This is a genomic window from Enterococcus gallinarum (assembly GCF_021496385.1).
Taxonomy (GTDB): Bacteria; Bacillota; Bacilli; order Lactobacillales; family Enterococcaceae; genus Enterococcus_D; species Enterococcus_D gallinarum.
The window spans coordinates 1082298-1099327 of the sequence record NZ_CP050816.1 but is presented as its reverse complement, the minus strand read 5'-3'; the positions used below and the strand labels follow the sequence as shown (position 1 = coordinate 1099327).

The 17030-nt window shown below is 39.2% G+C and carries 19 protein-coding genes; 6 read left to right on the top strand and 13 right to left on the bottom strand.

Annotated elements, in window-relative coordinates:
* Nucleotides 1–135: 135 nt before the first annotated feature.
* Together HED61_RS05330 and HED61_RS05325 are read left to right on the top strand one after the other, a co-directional pair.
* Nucleotides 136–1674 (top strand): Spo0B domain-containing protein, encoded by a 1539-nt coding sequence (locus tag HED61_RS05330; RefSeq protein ID WP_003128260.1) that lies wholly within the window; start codon nt 136–138, stop codon nt 1672–1674.
* On the top strand, nt 1671–2348 hold the full coding sequence (locus tag HED61_RS05325; protein WP_005470204.1) for a response regulator: 678 nt from the start codon (nt 1671–1673) through the stop codon (nt 2346–2348). The genes HED61_RS05330 and HED61_RS05325 overlap by 4 nt, the downstream gene beginning before the upstream one ends.
* A gap of 529 nt (nt 2349–2877) precedes the next feature.
* Here the strand turns inward: HED61_RS05325 and queA are convergent.
* From queA to HED61_RS05270, 11 genes are all read right to left on the bottom strand, one after another.
* Nucleotides 2878–3909 (bottom strand): tRNA preQ1(34) S-adenosylmethionine ribosyltransferase-isomerase QueA, encoded by a 1032-nt coding sequence (queA, locus tag HED61_RS05320; protein ID WP_003128257.1) that lies wholly within the window; start codon nt 3907–3909, stop codon nt 2878–2880.
* 147 nt (nt 3910–4056) lie between these two features.
* Nucleotides 4057–4347, bottom strand: coding sequence for a hypothetical protein (locus HED61_RS05315; protein ID WP_003128255.1), 291 nt, complete (start codon nt 4345–4347; stop codon nt 4057–4059).
* 176 nt (nt 4348–4523) lie between these two features.
* Nucleotides 4524–5129, bottom strand: a complete 606-nt coding sequence (locus HED61_RS05310) for a hypothetical protein (protein WP_003128253.1) — start codon at nt 5127–5129, stop codon at nt 4524–4526.
* Nucleotides 5130–5131: 2 nt separating this feature from the next.
* Nucleotides 5132–6514: a HAMP domain-containing sensor histidine kinase gene (locus HED61_RS05305; RefSeq protein WP_041120284.1), complete on the bottom strand. Its 1383-nt coding sequence runs from the start codon at nt 6512–6514 to the stop codon at nt 5132–5134.
* A gap of 1 nt (nt 6515) precedes the next feature.
* Entirely contained in the window at nt 6516–7169 is a 654-nt protein-coding gene (locus HED61_RS05300; RefSeq protein ID WP_005470196.1) for a response regulator transcription factor, read from the bottom strand.
* On the bottom strand, nt 7129–7854 hold the full coding sequence (locus HED61_RS05295; RefSeq protein WP_117474742.1) for a DUF1361 domain-containing protein: 726 nt from the start codon (nt 7852–7854) through the stop codon (nt 7129–7131). Before HED61_RS05295 ends, HED61_RS05300 begins: the two co-directional genes overlap by 41 nt.
* A 41-nt stretch (nt 7855–7895) precedes the next feature.
* Complete coding sequence (locus HED61_RS05290) at nt 7896–9500, bottom strand: acyltransferase family protein (protein WP_041120288.1); 1605 nt, start codon at nt 9498–9500, stop codon at nt 7896–7898.
* A 2-nt stretch (nt 9501–9502) separates the two neighbouring features.
* Nucleotides 9503–9781: a polysaccharide deacetylase family protein gene (locus HED61_RS05285; protein WP_103301070.1), complete on the bottom strand. Its 279-nt coding sequence runs from the start codon at nt 9779–9781 to the stop codon at nt 9503–9505.
* Entirely contained in the window at nt 9778–10095 is a 318-nt protein-coding gene (locus tag HED61_RS05280) for a polysaccharide deacetylase family protein (protein ID WP_021150522.1), read from the bottom strand. Before HED61_RS05280 ends, HED61_RS05285 begins: the two co-directional genes overlap by 4 nt.
* Nucleotides 10092–10349: a hypothetical protein gene (locus tag HED61_RS05275; RefSeq protein WP_225585882.1), complete on the bottom strand. Its 258-nt coding sequence runs from the start codon at nt 10347–10349 to the stop codon at nt 10092–10094. Before HED61_RS05275 ends, HED61_RS05280 begins: the two co-directional genes overlap by 4 nt.
* On the bottom strand, nt 10346–11248 hold the full coding sequence (locus HED61_RS05270; protein ID WP_219645196.1) for an LCP family protein: 903 nt from the start codon (nt 11246–11248) through the stop codon (nt 10346–10348). Before HED61_RS05270 ends, HED61_RS05275 begins: the two co-directional genes overlap by 4 nt.
* A 375-nt stretch (nt 11249–11623) precedes the next feature.
* Between HED61_RS05270 and HED61_RS05265 the strand changes: the two genes are divergently transcribed.
* Genes HED61_RS05265 through HED61_RS05250 form a run of 4 tightly spaced genes read left to right on the top strand, consistent with a single transcriptional unit; the run spans nt 11624 to nt 15016 of the window.
* A complete protein-coding gene (locus HED61_RS05265; protein ID WP_005470181.1) occupies nt 11624–12790 on the top strand; it encodes a betaine/proline/choline family ABC transporter ATP-binding protein in 1167 nt (388 codons plus the stop codon).
* A gap of 2 nt (nt 12791–12792) precedes the next feature.
* The gene (locus tag HED61_RS05260) at nt 12793–13428 is read left to right on the top strand and encodes an ABC transporter permease (RefSeq protein ID WP_003128241.1); all 636 of its coding nucleotides are present in this window, start codon (nt 12793–12795) and stop codon (nt 13426–13428) included.
* Complete coding sequence (locus tag HED61_RS05255; protein WP_003128240.1) at nt 13429–14349, top strand: osmoprotectant ABC transporter substrate-binding protein; 921 nt, start codon at nt 13429–13431, stop codon at nt 14347–14349.
* A 4-nt stretch (nt 14350–14353) separates the two neighbouring features.
* A complete protein-coding gene (locus HED61_RS05250; protein ID WP_003128239.1) occupies nt 14354–15016 on the top strand; it encodes an ABC transporter permease in 663 nt (220 codons plus the stop codon).
* A gap of 327 nt (nt 15017–15343) precedes the next feature.
* Here the strand turns inward: HED61_RS05250 and HED61_RS05245 are convergent, their stop codons facing one another.
* The gene (locus HED61_RS05245) at nt 15344–16561 is read right to left on the bottom strand and encodes an arabinan endo-1,5-alpha-L-arabinosidase (RefSeq protein WP_003128238.1); all 1218 of its coding nucleotides are present in this window, start codon (nt 16559–16561) and stop codon (nt 15344–15346) included.
* Nucleotides 16562–16768: 207 nt separating this feature from the next.
* The gene (locus HED61_RS05240; RefSeq protein ID WP_003128237.1) at nt 16769–17029 is read right to left on the bottom strand and encodes a DUF6171 family protein; all 261 of its coding nucleotides are present in this window, start codon (nt 17027–17029) and stop codon (nt 16769–16771) included.
* Between the last annotated feature and the right edge of the window lies 1 nt (nt 17030).

The window sequence follows — 17030 nt, the reverse complement described above, 5'->3', positions numbered from 1 at the left end:
CCTCGTTACACACAGATTAAAGCAAGCGTTTTCTTTTTCGTAGTTTATTTAATTATTTTAAGTATTTAAATTAATTAAAGCGTCTTTAGGGATTCCGCCGCTATGTTATAATTTACGAATAAAGGGGGAAATGTAGTGAAAAAAGGGTTACGGTTATGGGGGGTATTGACTTTAGTCTTTACAATCGTCTTACTCATTGTCACTTCCATTCTTTATGGTTTAGTCCTTATTCAAAATTCCACATTTATTCGCTCCAACGAAGAACACCTGCTCTTGTCCGTCGGTAAACAGCTGGCGATCGATCCACAAGTGACTACCGCTTTGGAAGAAGGACGTTCCAACGATCAATTGGAAGCTTACACAAATGAAGTGACACACATACACGGGTTGGATTTCGTGGTAGTTATGGATATGCAAGCCATTCGTTTGACTCATCCAGATGAGACCCAAATCGGCAAACACTTCGAAGGCGGTGATGAAGTCACTGCATTGGAAGGAAAAGAACATGTTTCTGTCAGTGAAGGAACATTGGGTCGCTCGTTGCGGGGATTCGTTCCCGTCTATTCCCTCACTGAATCGCAAAAACAAATCGGTGTAGTAGCTTTAGGGATCCGTATGCAGTCCTTGAGTGCTTTAGTAAAGAGTTCTCGGGAAGGGTATCTACTTGCCTTAGCATTAAGTATCACAATCGCCGCCTTTGCAGCAACTGGACTTGCCTATTATTTGAAACGGCAACTTCATAATTTAGAACCAAAAGAAATCTCACGTCTCTTTGAAGAACGCAATGCCATGTTGGAAGAAACTAAAGATGCGGTCATTGTATTGGATTTGAACCAACAAATCAATTTGGCAAATATCGCCGCCAACGAGCTTTACCAAAAGAACAGTGGACACAATGACTCCTTGGTCGGCAAACATTTGCAGGATTTGATCTTGCAGACCGATGCTGTAGACTTGGAGCGAAATGTTGAACAGCTCTATCGGCAAAATGGACAGGATTTTCTTTTTTCCTCTGCACCGATCAATGTGGATCAGAAACGGATCGGTTGGATCGTGTTTTTGCGCAATGCGACAGAATCGTTATTCGTCATGGATCAGTTAGCCAATACTACTGCTTACGCCAGTGCGCTGCAGTCTCAGTCCCATGAGTTTATGAATAAACTGCATGTGATCTATGGGCTCGCTGATTTAAAAGCCTATGATGAATTGAAAATTTATCTGGATGATATTTTGACTCCAGAAAAAGAGTTCTCTCATCGCTTGTCTTTTTTAGTTCAGAATCCGCAAGTTGCTGGATTTTTGATTGGCGAACGTCAAAAGTTCTTTGAGCGTAAAATCCACTTGATGATCGAGATTTCACCAGAAATTCCCGCCAATTCGCAAGAAGTTGAAACAAAATCGTTGATCGATCTTTACCGGTATATTCATCATGTTTTGTTGCAACTAAACACCATAGAAGATTTGCGGATCGAGATCCATCATGAAACAGGCCTGCTGACAACGACCTATACCATTCAGCTGACCACAACGGATCAGCAGCAATTGCAGGATAGTTTTCACAGCAACTATTTCCAACAAATGTTAAAAGATTACCAGGCAGAGTTTTTGATAGAAGAACAACCTAACTTTGTCGTTCTCCAATTACAAACGCATTATCATGGGGTGATAAAATGAAACCATTACATGGATTAATTGTCGAAGATGACCCAATGGTGGAATTTATCCATCGGAATTATTTAGAAAAAATCGGCAGATTTCAAGAAATCTATTCGGCAGATGCTGTGACAGATGCTGAATACTTACTACAAAACAAACAAGTTGATTTAGTGCTGCTAGATGTCCATTTGAAAAATGGCAACGGCTTAGACTTGCTCAAAGAGATCCGGAACTCTCAGCAAGCCATCGAAGTGATCTTGATCACAGCAGCCAATGAGACACAAACTATTCAGCATGGACTACATTTAGGTGTTCTGGACTATCTCGTCAAGCCCTTTACCTATGAACGTTTCCGGCAAAGCATCGAACTATTTCTAAAACGGCAAGAAGCTTTGGAACAAGACAGTCTTGCCCAAGAAACCATTGATCAAATAATGGTTGCAAAGAAGAGTCCCGAGTCATCCCTTACAGAACTGGATAAAGGACTCTCTCCTGATACCATGGATCGCATCAAAGCGGCTATCCAAACATTTCCAGACACTTTCACGATCCCAGACTTGGTAGAGATCAGCGGATTTTCTCATGTCTCAGTCCGTAAATACATGCTTTACTTAGAAAAAAATAACTATGTTACCAGTCAGATTATCTATACCAAAATCGGACGCCCTTATAAAGTTTACCAACGATCCTAACAATTAGTGGACTCTCTCTAGGAACGTCAACGAGTGATTGCTGATTTGCTGATTATTGAATAAACGATGTTTTAGTAAGTCAGCTTTTTAGATTTTAAATTGTGAATTGATCGTTGTACTTTGTATACCCTACCTATTTGCAAACGCTTCCTAAATATGCTATAGTATAGGTGTAAGGAAGGTAGCAACTCTGTTGGTGGTCTTGTAAATATCGCAAACTCAATCTACTAAAAGTTGTTGAACATACAAGTTTCACCTAGTATCAAGCGTGTAAAGTAACAGAAAAGCGTAACACAAAATCGAGAATCTTTTCGAAAAAAGGATACGTCTATTACGTTGTATCAGAACACACGAAACATGTGTAAGTTTGTAAAAGAAAACAAATTTTGAGAAACAATTGCTTTGCATGAACCAACCATCAGCGACCACCACTTATACCTTCCCTTAGTTATAAGCTGGACGACAAAAAAGCAGTTCAAAAAGTTGAGAAGTATCCCAACTTAACGAGCCGCTCTTGTCGTTCAGTTTTTTATTTTAAGAACATGGCATCGCCAAAACTAAAGAAGCGATAACGTTCATCGATGGCATGCTGATAAGCTTCTAATGTTAGATCGCGTCCGGCAAAGGCACTGACCAACATTACCAATGTCGATTTCGGTAAATGGAAATTCGTTGAGAAGGCTTGGACAACTTTGAACTGATAGCCGGGGGTAATGAAAATACTCGTCCAGCCGCTGTCGGCTTTGATATCGCCATCAAATTTGGTACCAATCGTCTCTAATGTACGGATCGAAGTCGTTCCGACCGCAACGATTTTCCCACCATTTGCCCGCACATCGTTTAATTGAGCCGCCGCTTCTTCCGTCAATCGATAAAATTCACTGTGCATTTCGTGATCCGCAATATTATCGACGCTAACTGGGCGGAAAGTTCCTAGACCCACGTGTAAGGTCAAATAAACTAATTTGACCCCTTTATCAGCGATTTTCTTCAATAATTCTGGCGTAAAGTGCAAACCGGCCGTTGGTGCCGCTGCAGATCCATTCTCTTTAGCATAAACGGTTTGGTAACGATCTGGATCTTCCAATCGTTCCTTGATGTATGGCGGCAATGGCATTTCACCCAAAGATTCTAAAATCTCTAAGAAAATCCCATCATAGCTGAATCGAATAATTCGGCCACCATGTTCGAGTTCTTTTTCAACGACCGCTTCTAAGCGACCGTCGCCAAAGGTGATCTTCGTACCGACTTTTGCTCGCTTGGCAGGTTTGATTAATGTTTCCCAACTGTCCCCTTCGATATTGTTTAACAATAAAATCTCTAGATGAGCGCCGGTCTCGATTTTCTCGCCATAGATACGAGCGGGCAAAACGCGAGTATCATTCATCACAAGGGCATCGCCAGGAGCTAATTCATCAATAATGTCATAAAAACGTTTGTCTTCCATTGCACCGCTTTCTCGGTCCACGACCAATAGGCGGGAACTGGAGCGATCGCTAAGCGGCGTTTGAGCGATCAATTCTTCCGGTAACTCAAAGTCAAAATCTTCTGTTGTAAGCATGTCGTCACTCTCTTTCTTTCATATGCCCGTCTATTCTATCATGTTTAGAGATTACTCGCCAATTAGGAAACTAGGCATAGCTTTAAATAAAAAGAGCGCTAGAGAGACTAGAACCTTTTCACGGTGCTCCTAATCTATTAGAGAATTTTAACCGATAACACGGAATCTTCTGCCTTTTTTATCTGCTTTATCGTTTTGTGAATAAAACAAAATTTTTTCACGTGGGATTTTTTCTTGCTGAGCACATTTTTTCAATGTGTCATAAACATAACTGCTGTTGTTTTTATAAAAAACCATGACTTTTTTCGAGTCAATTTCTTTGCGATAGTCTTCATATTTCTTTCTTAATCGTTCAACTTCTGTAACAATCTCTGAATCTTTATTCCAATCGGGAATTGCAGTAAGCAAGCAAATTCGTTTCCAGTATTCTTTTTCCATTATTCAAACTAACCACGAAAGACATTTAGGTTGAACTGCTAACCTATGCTTTACGAATCACTTCGTCTCTATCGATTCACTTCTATCGAAAATTCATAAAGCCATCCTTTCATTCCTTTCTTAATCGCTCCAAGGAGAACTATATTCAAAAAATGCTACTTGTTCCATTACTTGTCCTATTCAACACTGGGATAATTAAGAATAATACGATAATTATCAATAACCGCTTTGATGTTTTGGCCGTCAGCAAAAGATACTTCAAATAGTGGACTATCTTTTTTTATTGAGGAAATTTCAATGTTTAGATACTTAAAATATGCCCCTAAAATTTTCTCAGGATCTATCTCTTGAAATGATTGCTCTGGGTAATATTTAAATTGGACGATTTTATTAGTCGATTCCTCAATCAGGGCTTCCCCATAACCTTCGATTGAAGAATAATTGATTTGCCAATAAACAGTTTCCGAATCAATCTTTAGATTCTGGGATAACGTAACCAAGTATTCTGAAGAGATTCCCATTTCTTTTAGCAGCTTCTCTATTTCCACCGCATATGTATTGACATACTGGCTTCCTTCTCCCGTATTATTATATTGCGTTACTTTCCCGGCGTTCGTGAGCACTTCTTCTAATGTACTTTTATTTGAAGGCAGCTCCAAGGATTCTTCAAATACGACTGGCTTTGACAATGAATCTGTAAACAGCATATTTGGTAAAAATAGTAGAAATACGTTGAAACCGACCCATAGGAGGATCAGACTTATCTTTATTCTTTTCCTCATCTTCAGTCCTCATCTAAAGGAAAGTCGATCGTAATAAACGTTCCTTCACCTTTCTCACTAGTGATCGTCACTTGCCCTTCATGAAGTGAGATAATATTCTTCACTAATGAAAGCCCTAAGCCTAAATGCCCAGAATTTCTAGTGACATCCCCCGTAAAAAATTCATCAGTGACTTGATCAATAATCTCTTCGGGAATTCCCTGACCAGTATCTTTCAGTATAAAATAATATCGTCCTTCATTACTGTAGCCAGTGATGCACATCTCTTTCCTATCCTTCATCGCATCTAATGCGTTAGAAAATATATTTGCAATGACTAATTTAAATAGGTTAAAGTCCATTCGTATGGTGGCCTTTTGAAGAGTCATCTGCAAAAGGATCCGCTCATCTAATCCAGAGACAAATTGAGTAATATAAGAGTCAATCTGGTCTGTCGATATTGCTTCGAGATTCATTTCATTTTTCTTCGAGTACAATAAACGCAAAACATCTTCTGATAGGCTTTTCAAGCGAAAACTTTCTTCTAAAATATAATCGACAAATTCCGAAGAAGGTTCCTTTAGATCCTCCCACTGCAACATTTGCGCATAGCCGATGATCGACGTTAGCGGGGTAGAAATTTCATGGGATAAACTTGAGACAAATAATTCTTGCTTTTCTTTTTCCTGACTGATTTGTTCTATGTCTTGATTTAATTTATTGGCCATGTCGTTTAGGCTGTTGGCAAGCTTTTCAACTTCATCTCCACGTTTTTCAACAACGAAAGGCTTTGTTGTTTGCCCTTTTGCAATCTCTGTTGCGCGATCAATCAATTTTTGAATCGGTTTAGTGATGAGGGTTGATAAAAACCACGACATTGGAATCAAAACGATCTGCAAAAGAAATAAAATCATTCGAAAATAATGACTTGCTTTCTTCAGAATACTTTGATAAGTGATTAGATTCTGCTTAGACACCAAATAATAGTCTGTCGTTCCAATTGTCGAGCTTGTAAATAAAAACTTCTCTTGTTTGATTGTGATGATTGGGCTAATGTTGATTGTGTTCTTCTTAATTGAATCGTAATCAACAACCTCTGTTATGCTTGGAAAGTCAGTTGTACTGGCATACACACTCTTTCCTTCTTTATCCAAAATTTCAAAATCATTCTTTACCGTGCTCTTGACTATATCATTTAGATTCCGTAACTGCTCTTTCGTAGGTTCTTGATCTTCAATTTTGGCTGCAAATAGTATCGCAGCACTTTTTTGGGTAGCTAGTGCTTGATCATATTCCTGATTGATTGCATGTTGAGCGATGATCCGCAAACTGATGGTGCTGATCCCTAAATACAAAAGTAAAAAAAAGAATAGCAGCCAATAGAATGCTTTTGTCGCATATTTCATCTTATTCCTCCAATAAGTACCCTACACCATAAATCGTTCGCAGCTCGTTTTCCAAATGCAGTTTCTTTCTGATCCGCTGAATGTGTAAATCAAGAGTTCTGCTATCTGGCTCAGTTGGCGATTCCCAAATTCGTTGATAAATCGTTTCTCGCTCTAAAATAATTCCGCGATTTTGAACGAGATAAATGAACAATTGATATTCTTTAGGCGTCAATGCAATCAACTCATTGTTAAAAAATACACTTCTCTTCTCGTCTTCAATACGGATGTTGTGCCAATTTATCTCAGAAACAGAACTCTTTTTCCTTCTGCGAAGTACTGTTTCAACTCGAGCAAATAATTCTTCTAGTTCAAAAGGTTTCGTAATGTAATCTTCTGCACCTAACTTTAATCCTCGCACTTTATCATGCAAGGTATTCTTGGCAGTTAAAAAGATAACTGGGATATCAAATTCGACAAAATAGTCTATTAATTCATCCCCACTTATTTCTGGTAACATGATATCTAAAAGAATCAGATCCACCTCATGATTTTCAATGTAATCTGCGGCACTTTTGCCATCAAAAATCGGGATCGTTCGATAGCCTTTTTTTGCGAGGCTTTTTACTAGCAGGTTATTTATGGCTTGATTGTCTTCTACTATGAGTACATCCATTTGATTTCACACTTTCTTCCCAATTTTTGTAAAGAAGCTGTTTTATAAGCTGATAGCCGATCATGATACCGCACAAAAAAAGATAGAGCAAAAGTAAAAGTACGATCGATCGATTGTCAATATCTTCAAAATCAGCGAAAATTTTTTGAAGCGCTTGATTGTGACGCACAAAAATATCTGTACTATTAAGACGGGTAAATCGCCCAATATAAATCCCAATAGAATCCATAAATAAAAGACACGCAATCAAAAGCGCTGGGTAGACACCAATGGTTAATTTCTCTACTAATATTCTTGCAATCTTGTCAATGCTCCAGCAGCCCAAAATTGTTGAAGGCATCACTGCCAACAAAATCAGAAAAAGTTTGATCCAATTCATTAAATCCTTACTTATCAACAATGTTACTTCATCATAAGGTGTCAATAAAGAAAGATGAAATAGATCTGTCATGAGATAAAAATTATTTGGTAAAAAAACAAGCCAGAGACACACAACTACCACTATAATGTACTTTTTTTTACAATACATTGCAAGAAAGGTTAATTCTATTGGAATATATGCCAAAATAGTATTAGTAAAGAAAAGAAAATAGACACTTGATTGATAAAATGAAAGATATAAGATTCCCAGTAAAATCAAATAATATAACCGAATCCCATTCATTGTTTTATTTAGTAAATACATGGTTCCTCCTGTCTTAACGCGCTCTCCTAGCCATTGTCCCACTATTTAGAAAGAACAGACTTCATTAATTGGGCATAAACACTGCGTCCTTCCCCATTCAAATGAGTTTCATCATCATAAAAGTATTCTGGGTGGTCTTTGCTGTGGCTAAACCAGTCGATGATATTGACATTCTTGTAGCGACTAGGAAGCTCTGCTAATTTTTGATTCACAGATTCTTGACAGCCTTCCGGACATTTGATAGTTATCCAGTATATCTGTTTATCCTTTAATTGAGTAAGGATTTCATCGATTGACTCATCCGAAATAATACCATTTGTACCCAGTCCGATTACTACCGTCGAATAATCAGCTAAATTGGGATACCCTTGAAGAATCGTTGCCAAACTAGATATTTGCCGTGATTCTTTCGCATCAACGGTTGCTTGCCCACTAAACGTATCTTCCAATTCTTGATATGCTCCAAGCATCACAGAATCCCCTAGAAATAAGATATTTCCTTTTTGATTGGGTTGATTCTCTATCTTTTTCAGATTACTGCTTAACTCTTGTTTCAATTCGTTTTGATCCGCAGTCAGACGGTTAGTCGGTGCAAAAATGATCATTCCGATTGCAACAGCAACAAGACCTGCTCCAAGGTAACGTCCTGCTTTTCTTTTTAAATGCATGAAAGAATGAAAGCCAGCAATCATCAGAACCGTCATGATCAGAACCACTACCAATTCAATTAGAGGATTCATCTTAGGTGCTATATTCACTAGGAGAATAAACACCGAATAGTGAACCAAATATAATTCATAACTAATTTTGCCTATATATTGAAGACGGAATTTGGCGATTTTGGTTCTTTTTTCCACTTCTTTGTCATTTATCAAAACGAGTAATAGCATTGTTAATACACTGACAAGCAATGAGCTACCTGTAAACGAAGGCAGCGGAATAAAGACAGCCAGAGTCAAACAACTCATGATGAGCCAAAACTTCGTTACTTTTTTTGAAGAAATGACATCATTAATGTTCTTTCTATTGAAAAAACCAAACATGCCAACTATAAACGGATAAAGTCGAGCAAAGGTATTGTAATAAGCGATAGAAAACGGCGATAACAGACTGGTGAGAATCGAAATAATGGTAAGAAGATACATAAGCTGATAGCCTCTTTTTCTAGACAAACGCATGACTGTTAGAAAGAAGAGTGGAAAAACTAGATAAAATTGTAATTCCACCGCCAAAGACCAGTAATGTTTAAATAGGGACGAATTTGCGAAGCGATCAAAATAAGAGACTTTTTCGTGGATCTGCCACCAGTTGTTATATCCAAAGAGTAAACTTGGAAGTTCACTTTTGATGTTTCCTAGCATTCGGATTTGAATACTCCCAGCTATCAGAATAAAGATAAGTAAGGAGAATAAAAGAAACGGATAAATCCGTTTGATCCGTTTCTTATAAAAGCCAATCCAGGAGAACTGTTTTTTTTGATACGCATAGGAAGCATTCTTTGCCATCAAGTAACCCGAAATAACAAAGAAAATCGTTACGCCTTGATTTCCTCCTTGAAAAGAATATTGAGGCAAATGGTAGAGAATAACAGCAATAACCGCAAATGCCCTAAGAAAATCGATGCCTGCTGAATAGTGTTTATCCATGTTTAACCTCCGGCTGGCCGATGATCATTTTCTCCGTAATAAGTCTCATTGCTGGAAGGATTATTCAAAAGAGTATCTAAAGACACAAATTGATAATCTTCTTTTTTTAAATCACGAATAATCTCAGGGACTGCAGCAATGGTTTCCGGATGAATGTCATGCAACAAAATAATCGAACCATCATAGACAGAACTCGTTACTTTATCAATGATCATTTGGGCATCTTTAGATTTCCAATCTTCTGAATCAACAGACCATTGGATGATGGGACGATTGATCAATTCTGCAGCTTTTGCATTGACAGAACCATATGGCGGCGAAAATAGGCTGGTTTTTTGCCTGTGAGTTTCTTGATAGATTGATCGGTCTTCGTGATCTCATTAGTCATTCCAGATTCGTCCAATGTGCTGAGGTCTTGATGATCATAGGTATGGCTACCGATAGTTTGGCCATCCTTTGCGATGGCTTTCACCACCTCGGGATACATCTCTACGTTCTGTCCTACTAAAAAGAAAGTAGCTGGCACTTTTTCTTTTTTCAATAGTTCCAATAATTTAGGTGTATTGCTGGGATCTGGCCCATCGTCAAATGTCAAAGCGACCTTTTTTTATTTGAAGGAATCTCCTCTGTCTCTGTAGTGCTTTCTAGTATATTTTCCAAACTAGTCTCTGTAGTAGCCTTATTGTTACTTGTCACTGTTCTTGAAGAACTACTGTTGCTTGTTAACTCGGAGGACTGGGACAGATTGTTCTCTGTTTTTCCTCTAGCAAATTCCTCACTGATTCGTGCACAGCCGCAAAGTACTAACAAAAAGATAAAGCCAGTTATGAGTAAACGGATCTTTTTCATTGCTTTTCCTCCTTATTTGTTGTCAATACATCATGAACTCTTGCTATCTCTTCTGTCGAAACTGTTTGATAAGAGATTCCATTCTGAATCAATTCCTCTCCAATCACTTGGTCATGAATAATTGTTGGCTCTTTCATCAGTTTCTTCGCATGAAGAACAAGATTGGTAATGGGTAGATTGGTTTTGATGTTATCTGTCAAGATATCGATAAATGCATTCCATTTTGTGACTTGGTTCAATTGCGCCATATTTTCCAAAACACCTTTCAGTAACAACTGTTGCCGCATTTGTCTGCCATAGTCCCCTCGTGGATCCTCATACCTCATTCTCGCCCAAGAAAGTGCTTCTTCTGGAGATAACGTTAGTTTACCTTTAGGAAAATCGAATCCATCAGAACTAAACTCAAATTCATTTTCTACTTGAACAGCTCCTACTTCTTTGAGAATCTTTTGAAAATCTCCCATATCAATAGAAACAAAATAAGGAACTTGAATATCCAACATTTTTTCTACTGTTTTAACGGAACAGCTTGCACCTCCATAAGCATACGCCGCATTTAATTTATCCTGCATTCCTTGGTCTGCGATATCAACTAAAAGATCGCGTTCAACTCCCATTAATGTGTATTCTTTCTTTTTTAAATTGATATGAGCGACTATCATACTGTCACTTCGACCAGAATCCGTTCGCCCAAACTCTCCAGTATCAACGCCAAGTAGCAAAACATTAAAAGGTTCTTGTTTCAATTGGTCGTAATCTAAGTCATACTGCTCATCTGAAGGATTCAATTTTTCGTACACTTTTGTATTTATTTTATTTGCAGAATAGACTGCCCAGCCAGTAATACCACCAACAAGGACTACTGAAACAAAAAGCAAAATAAGAATTATTTTCCGCATCGGAACACCTCCTGCTGCTAAATTAAAGGAAAAATGTATCTGAAATGTATCGATTTAGTATTTGGTGACTCGATACATGCTCGCTTGTAGCAGCAATGTTCGCTTTTAATTTAATATTAAAATGTTGTATATCACTTTTAGTGAAGAAGAAAGTCTACTCATCCCCATTTAAAAATAACAATCAAAATGAAGAATAATGCATATATTCCCTATTGGATTTTCATTTCGATTGGATTTGTTTCAAACATTTTGCTTATAATATGCAAATATGAATAAAAAAGGCAGAATATTTGAATAACAGCAAACTTTTGGGCATACTAATTACAGACCCTAGGCGTAAATAAGCTGCGCCTAAATAAAACTAGAGGTGAAATCATGATTGAATTTCAGCATGTATCCAAAATCTATAAAGGCGGCAAAGTGGCTGTCGAAGATGTCAATCTATCCTTTGAAAAGGGAGAATTTATTTGTTTCATTGGTACCAGTGGTAGTGGTAAAACTACTTGTATGCGAATGATCAACCGTATGACAGACCCCTCCAAAGGAAAAATTCTGATTGATGGCAAAAGTGTGACCGATATCAATCCAGTAGAATTACGACGCCAAATCGGTTACGTGATCCAAAGCATCGGCTTGATGCCTCATATGACGATTCGAGAAAATATTACATTAGTACAAAAACTTTTGAAGGTCAGTCAAGAAGAACGAAATAAGACAGCAGAGAAAATGATCGATCTGGTGGAACTTCCTCGTGAAATGCTGGATCGTTACCCTCACGAATTATCTGGTGGACAGCAACAGCGGATCGGTGTTGTTCGGGCTCTGGCAGCCGACCAAGATATCATTTTGATGGATGAACCTTTCGGTGCTTTGGACCCCATCACTCGCGATTCACTGCAAGATTTGATCAAAGATTTGCAGGAACGTTTAGGTAAAACCGTCGTCTTCGTTACCCATGATATGGATGAAGCATTAAAGTTAGCTAGCCGCATCGTGATCATGAGCGAAGGACGCGTTATCCAATTCGATACACCACAAAATATTCTGCGAAATCCTGCTACTACCTTTGTTGAAGAATTGATCGGTGAAGACCGCCTTCTGCAAGCAAAACCAGACACCACACCAGTTAAAGAAGTCATGCTCAAAACACCAATCGCCATCACTCCTGAAAAATCTTTACAAGAAGCGATTCGCCTGATGAGAGAAAAACGGGTAGATACATTATTAGTGACGGATAATAGCAATGTCTTAAAAGGGTATATCGATGTAGAATCGATCGACCGCAATCGAGGCAAAGTAACCAGTGTCGGGGATATTCTTAATAAAGATGTTTTCTATGTAAAAGAAACCGCCTTACTGCGAGATACGTTGCAACGAATCCTTAAACGCGGTTTGAAATATGTGCCAGTCGTGGATGCTGAGAATCATTTGGTAGGAATTTTGACGCGTGCTTCATTAGTCGATATTGTTTATGACGTTATTTGGGGCGAGGAATCCTCCCTTCTTGAAGCGATCGAATCCGCAAAACCAGAGGAGGTCTAGCCATGCAAAGCTTCTTTAATGAATATGGCGGCCAATTGGTCACGAAAAGCATTGAGCATTTATACATCTCCTTTGCCGCACTATTTCTAGGCATTGTCGTTGCAGTCCCTTTGGGCGTTCTATTGACACGCTTTCCCAAAGCCGCTTCTATCGTGATCGGTGTGACTAGTGCCTTGCAAACTGTTCCCTCATTGGCACTGTTGGCATTGATGATCCCGATTTTAGGGGTCGGTAAGGTCCCAGCTATTGTTGCACTCTTTATCTATTCTTTGCTGCCTATTTTGCGAAACACCTATATTGGCATGAAGAAAGTCGATTGGAATTATCGAGATGTCGCTAAAGGAATGGGAATGACTAACTTCCAATCGATCATTAGTGTGGAACTGCCGTTAGCGATCCCAACGATCATGGCAGGTATCCGCTTGTCAGCAGTCTATGTCTTAGCTTGGGCAACCTTGGCTTCGTACATTGGTGCAGGGGGGCTTGGAGACTTGATCTTTAGTGGATTGAATAACTATCAACCGGCATTGATTTTTGCCGGCACAATCCCAGTGACGATTTTTGCACTTTTAGCAGACTGGTTACTCGGATTACTTGAGAATAAACTAACACCAGCTGCATTAAAGGGGGATGCCTAAATGAAAATCAAAGCGAAATTTGGTCTTTTGTTATCCATGATCATTATTTTACTCTCAGGCTGCTCCTTTCCAGGACTTGCTTCTACATCTAATGAAGACACCGTAGCTATCACAGGAGGAATCACTTCTGAAGCTCAGATTCTTGGCGCTATTGTAGCAGGAATGGTAGAACATTATACGGACAAAAATACCACTGTCATTAATAACTTAGCAACAACGACAATCAATCATCAAGCAATGATGAATGGCGATGCGTCTATCTCTGCCGCTCGTTATACCGGAACAGATTTGACAACAACACTTGGCTTAGAGCCAGAATCTGATCCAACTGCTGCCTTCAATACCGTAAAAAAAGAATTTGAGAAACGTTACCATCAGACCTGGTTTCCTTCCTACGGCTTTGATAACACATATGTTTTTCTAGTCAGAAAAGACACTGCAGAAAAATATAATCTGAAAAAAGTCAGTGATTTAAAAGGCGTTGCCGATCAGTTGGTTGCTGGTGTCGATACAGCTTGGATCACCCGTGAAGGTGACGGGTATGATGGCTTTCAAGAAGCATATGGCTTTTCTTTCAAAAACATTTTGCCTATGCAGATCGGTCTCGTTTACGATGCTGTTGACAACGGAAAAATGGATATCGTACTCGGGTATTCAACGGATGGACGGATCGCTAGTTATGACCTCGTAATGTTGGAAGATGATTTGAATTTCTTTCCACCTTATGATGCAGCTCCAGTAGTCGATGACAAATTAATCAAAGACACACCAGAAGTAGCGGACGCCTTGAACAAACTTGCTGATACAATCTCCACTGAAAAAATGCAGCAACTAAATTATCAAGTTGATAATGACCTGTTGGAACCGACAGTGGTCGCAGAACGTTTCTTACAAGAAAATAATTATTTTGAAGGAGAGTGACGAAATGAATGACATGAATCTATTTCAACAATTTATTGCCTATTTTCAGGAAAATGGCGGTTATGTCTTTGCACAGTTTGTTCGTCACTTCCTGATCTCTATCTATGGCGTTTTATTCGCTGCAATCGTTGGTATTCCACTAGGAATCTGGATTTCTAAAAAGATGCGTATGGCCGATTGGGTGATCCGCATCGCCAATATCATCCAAACGATCCCTTCGCTAGCAATGATCTCGATTTTGATGATTGGAATGGGATTAGGTGTCAATGTCGTTATTCTGACGATTTTTCTCTACTCGCTCTTACCGATCATCAAAAACACCTATACCGGCATGCGCCAGGTAGACCGTAATACACTAGATGTTGGTAAAGGAATGGGCATGACAAGTTGGCAACGACTGTATATGATCGAATTGCCTTTATCCGTCTCCGTGATCATGGCAGGTATTCGTAATGCATTAGTCGTTGCAATTGGAATCACTGCCATTGGCGCCTTCGTAGGTGCTGGTGGCCTAGGTGATATCATCATCCGTGGGACAAATGCAACCAATGGCGCTTCAATCATTCTTGCCGGAGCTTTACCCACTGCATTGATGGCAATCATCACCGACTTAGGCTTAGGCTTTATTGAACGTCGGTTAGATCCAGCAAGCCGCTCGTCGAAATAAAGGCCATTTCTTAGCGCTTTTATAAATATAGAAAACAAGCATCCTTACATACAAGAAGGATGCTTGTTTTTCTATATTTATTAACTAATTCACTCAAAGCAGGTGAATGCGCTTCTCGATTTTCCCTGAGATGATCGGGAATCACGCATCATATCCTAGAGGTGGTTGTTTCAAGGCTCGATCCATACAAATGGATTGGCGCCCATCGTTTTGCTTGAGGGGCGACTGGTATGCCATCATTCCATACTTGATACTGATATGGGGTCGTTTTTTCTCGAACACTGCTCTGATCGCTACTCCAAAGATCATTCTGAAGTTTGGTCGCTTTTAAGTTGTACGCTTCGTCTTCCCCCTACTTTCTTTTGGGACTTTTTTTCCGATGAACCCCATGCCGTTCGGGTCCATTCCTGATAAACACAAGACACATTCTTCAGAATCTGTCTCATAATAAGCTGTAAATTCATGCCCCTGCCAAAAATAGCTCTTCTCCATTTGCTGAATGTCTGTAAGCATGACAAATTCTGAAGAAATGAGACTGGACTCTGCTGTAAACTGAATAATCTCCCACGTTCCTATGAGGTCCTCTTTCATAGGGATTTCAGGAATTGATTTCGCATAACTAATTGCTGATATGACCGGCCAACCACTATCTAACCAATAAATTTTTCTGACATCTAAAAAGAAATCATCACTAAAAGGTTGTCTCCGTGCATGATGAATAATAAATAATTCATTATCTGAACGTTTGAATATAGAATTGTGGCCAGGTGCATAGACTGCAGACTGTTCTTCGAATTGATAACTCCCTAGTAATTTAACACCAATTTTCTCCGGTACCGCCTCTTGTTCCGACAGAGACAGGCCGTTCCAATCCGTATAGGGACCGGTAATCTCTTTCGCTCTTGCAACCCGGATATTATAGGTTTCATTCAAAGAATCAAAAGAGACAAATAAGTAATACATATCCGTTTCTGGATGATAATAAACAAAAGGACCCTCAATCGCAGTATCAACAGAAGCAGGTCGTTGCGCTATTTTTTTTCCGTATCCCTTCTCAGCTAACTTTCCAGTGCTTTGATCTATAGGTGCAATATAAATCCCGCCAAAAAATGATCCGTAGATCAGCCAATGGTGTCCCATACGATCTAGAGCAAGATTTGCGTCAATGGCATTATGATCGGCGATGCCTCGATGCGTTTTCACAACTTCTCCTTGATCTACCCAAGGTCCCAAAGGATGCGGTGCTGTTCCAAGACCAATAAATGAAGTGGTACTGCCAAATGTAGAAGCGGAATAGTACATTCGATATTCCCCTTGGTACTCTATCACTTCAGGTGCCCACAACCCTTCTGCTTGACTCCATTCTCTTGCAGATTGTGGCAATTGAGGAAAGGCCTGCTTTTCAAACTGCCAGTGTATGAGATCCAATGATGTCCGGATCGGTATTCCTGCCGTTTTAGGTTGTTGCGTATCTGTTGAAAATAAGTAATAAACGCTGTCTCGTTCAATGATCGTTGGATCATGAACACCATTTTTCCAGTTCATAGATTCTTCCTCTCAGTAATCGATTCACTTTAGTTTGACTTCAGTGAACGAAAGCAGAATCGATTCTTTTCTATATTTATTTAGTTCTTTCTTACTTATTACGCCACTTTCATTAAAAACAATCTATCTGCTCTTGATCTTTGCTACCTCTAAGATTACCCCAGGCTAGAGTTTCTATAACTGCTTATGGCGTAACAAACAGGACAGTCATTGAATGCTCTGCCCTGTTTGTGCCCACATTCCTGCAGGACAGTATTTTTTTGATAGGTTTGCCCGAAATTTATAAAAGCAGCCACACTTAGTACAGGTGTGATTGGACCGAAATGGGCAGGCTTCACAAATTTTTATACGGGACTGAACGACTTCAAGTGCAGCAAGGTCGTTCTCGATGGCTAGCTGTTCTTCAATCAACGCTTCTACATCTACCGTTGCTGCTGTTTCCTTGACATCGCAACCTTTACACGTCATT

Excerpts from the sequence above, each read along its gene's own strand:
- HED61_RS05250 (WP_003128239.1), top strand. The coding sequence starts at position 14,354 with ATGAATGACATGAATCTATTTCAACAATTTATTGCCTATTTTCAGGAA.
- HED61_RS05270 (WP_219645196.1), bottom strand. The coding sequence starts at position 11,248 with ATGCGGAAAATAATTCTTATTTTGCTTTTTGTTTCAGTAGTCCTTGTT.
- HED61_RS05275 (WP_225585882.1), bottom strand. The coding sequence starts at position 10,349 with ATGAAAAAGATCCGTTTACTCATAACTGGCTTTATCTTTTTGTTAGTA.
- HED61_RS05315 (WP_003128255.1), bottom strand. The coding sequence starts at position 4,347 with ATGGAAAAAGAATACTGGAAACGAATTTGCTTGCTTACTGCAATTCCC.
- HED61_RS05305 (WP_041120284.1), bottom strand. The coding sequence starts at position 6,514 with ATGAAATATGCGACAAAAGCATTCTATTGGCTGCTATTCTTTTTTTTA.
- HED61_RS05325 (WP_005470204.1), top strand. The coding sequence starts at position 1,671 with ATGAAACCATTACATGGATTAATTGTCGAAGATGACCCAATGGTGGAA.
- queA (WP_003128257.1), bottom strand. The coding sequence starts at position 3,909 with ATGCTTACAACAGAAGATTTTGACTTTGAGTTACCGGAAGAATTGATC.
- HED61_RS05245 (WP_003128238.1), bottom strand. The coding sequence starts at position 16,561 with ATGAACTGGAAAAATGGTGTTCATGATCCAACGATCATTGAACGAGAC.
- HED61_RS05290 (WP_041120288.1), bottom strand. The coding sequence starts at position 9,500 with ATGGATAAACACTATTCAGCAGGCATCGATTTTCTTAGGGCATTTGCG.
- HED61_RS05240 (WP_003128237.1), bottom strand. The coding sequence starts at position 17,029 with ATGACGTGTAAAGGTTGCGATGTCAAGGAAACAGCAGCAACGGTAGAT.
- HED61_RS05295 (WP_117474742.1), bottom strand. The coding sequence starts at position 7,854 with ATGTATTTACTAAATAAAACAATGAATGGGATTCGGTTATATTATTTG.
- HED61_RS05265 (WP_005470181.1), top strand. The coding sequence starts at position 11,624 with ATGATTGAATTTCAGCATGTATCCAAAATCTATAAAGGCGGCAAAGTG.
- HED61_RS05310 (WP_003128253.1), bottom strand. The coding sequence starts at position 5,129 with ATGAGGAAAAGAATAAAGATAAGTCTGATCCTCCTATGGGTCGGTTTC.
- HED61_RS05260 (WP_003128241.1), top strand. The coding sequence starts at position 12,793 with ATGCAAAGCTTCTTTAATGAATATGGCGGCCAATTGGTCACGAAAAGC.
- HED61_RS05300 (WP_005470196.1), bottom strand. The coding sequence starts at position 7,169 with ATGGATGTACTCATAGTAGAAGACAATCAAGCCATAAATAACCTGCTA.
- HED61_RS05255 (WP_003128240.1), top strand. The coding sequence starts at position 13,429 with ATGAAAATCAAAGCGAAATTTGGTCTTTTGTTATCCATGATCATTATT.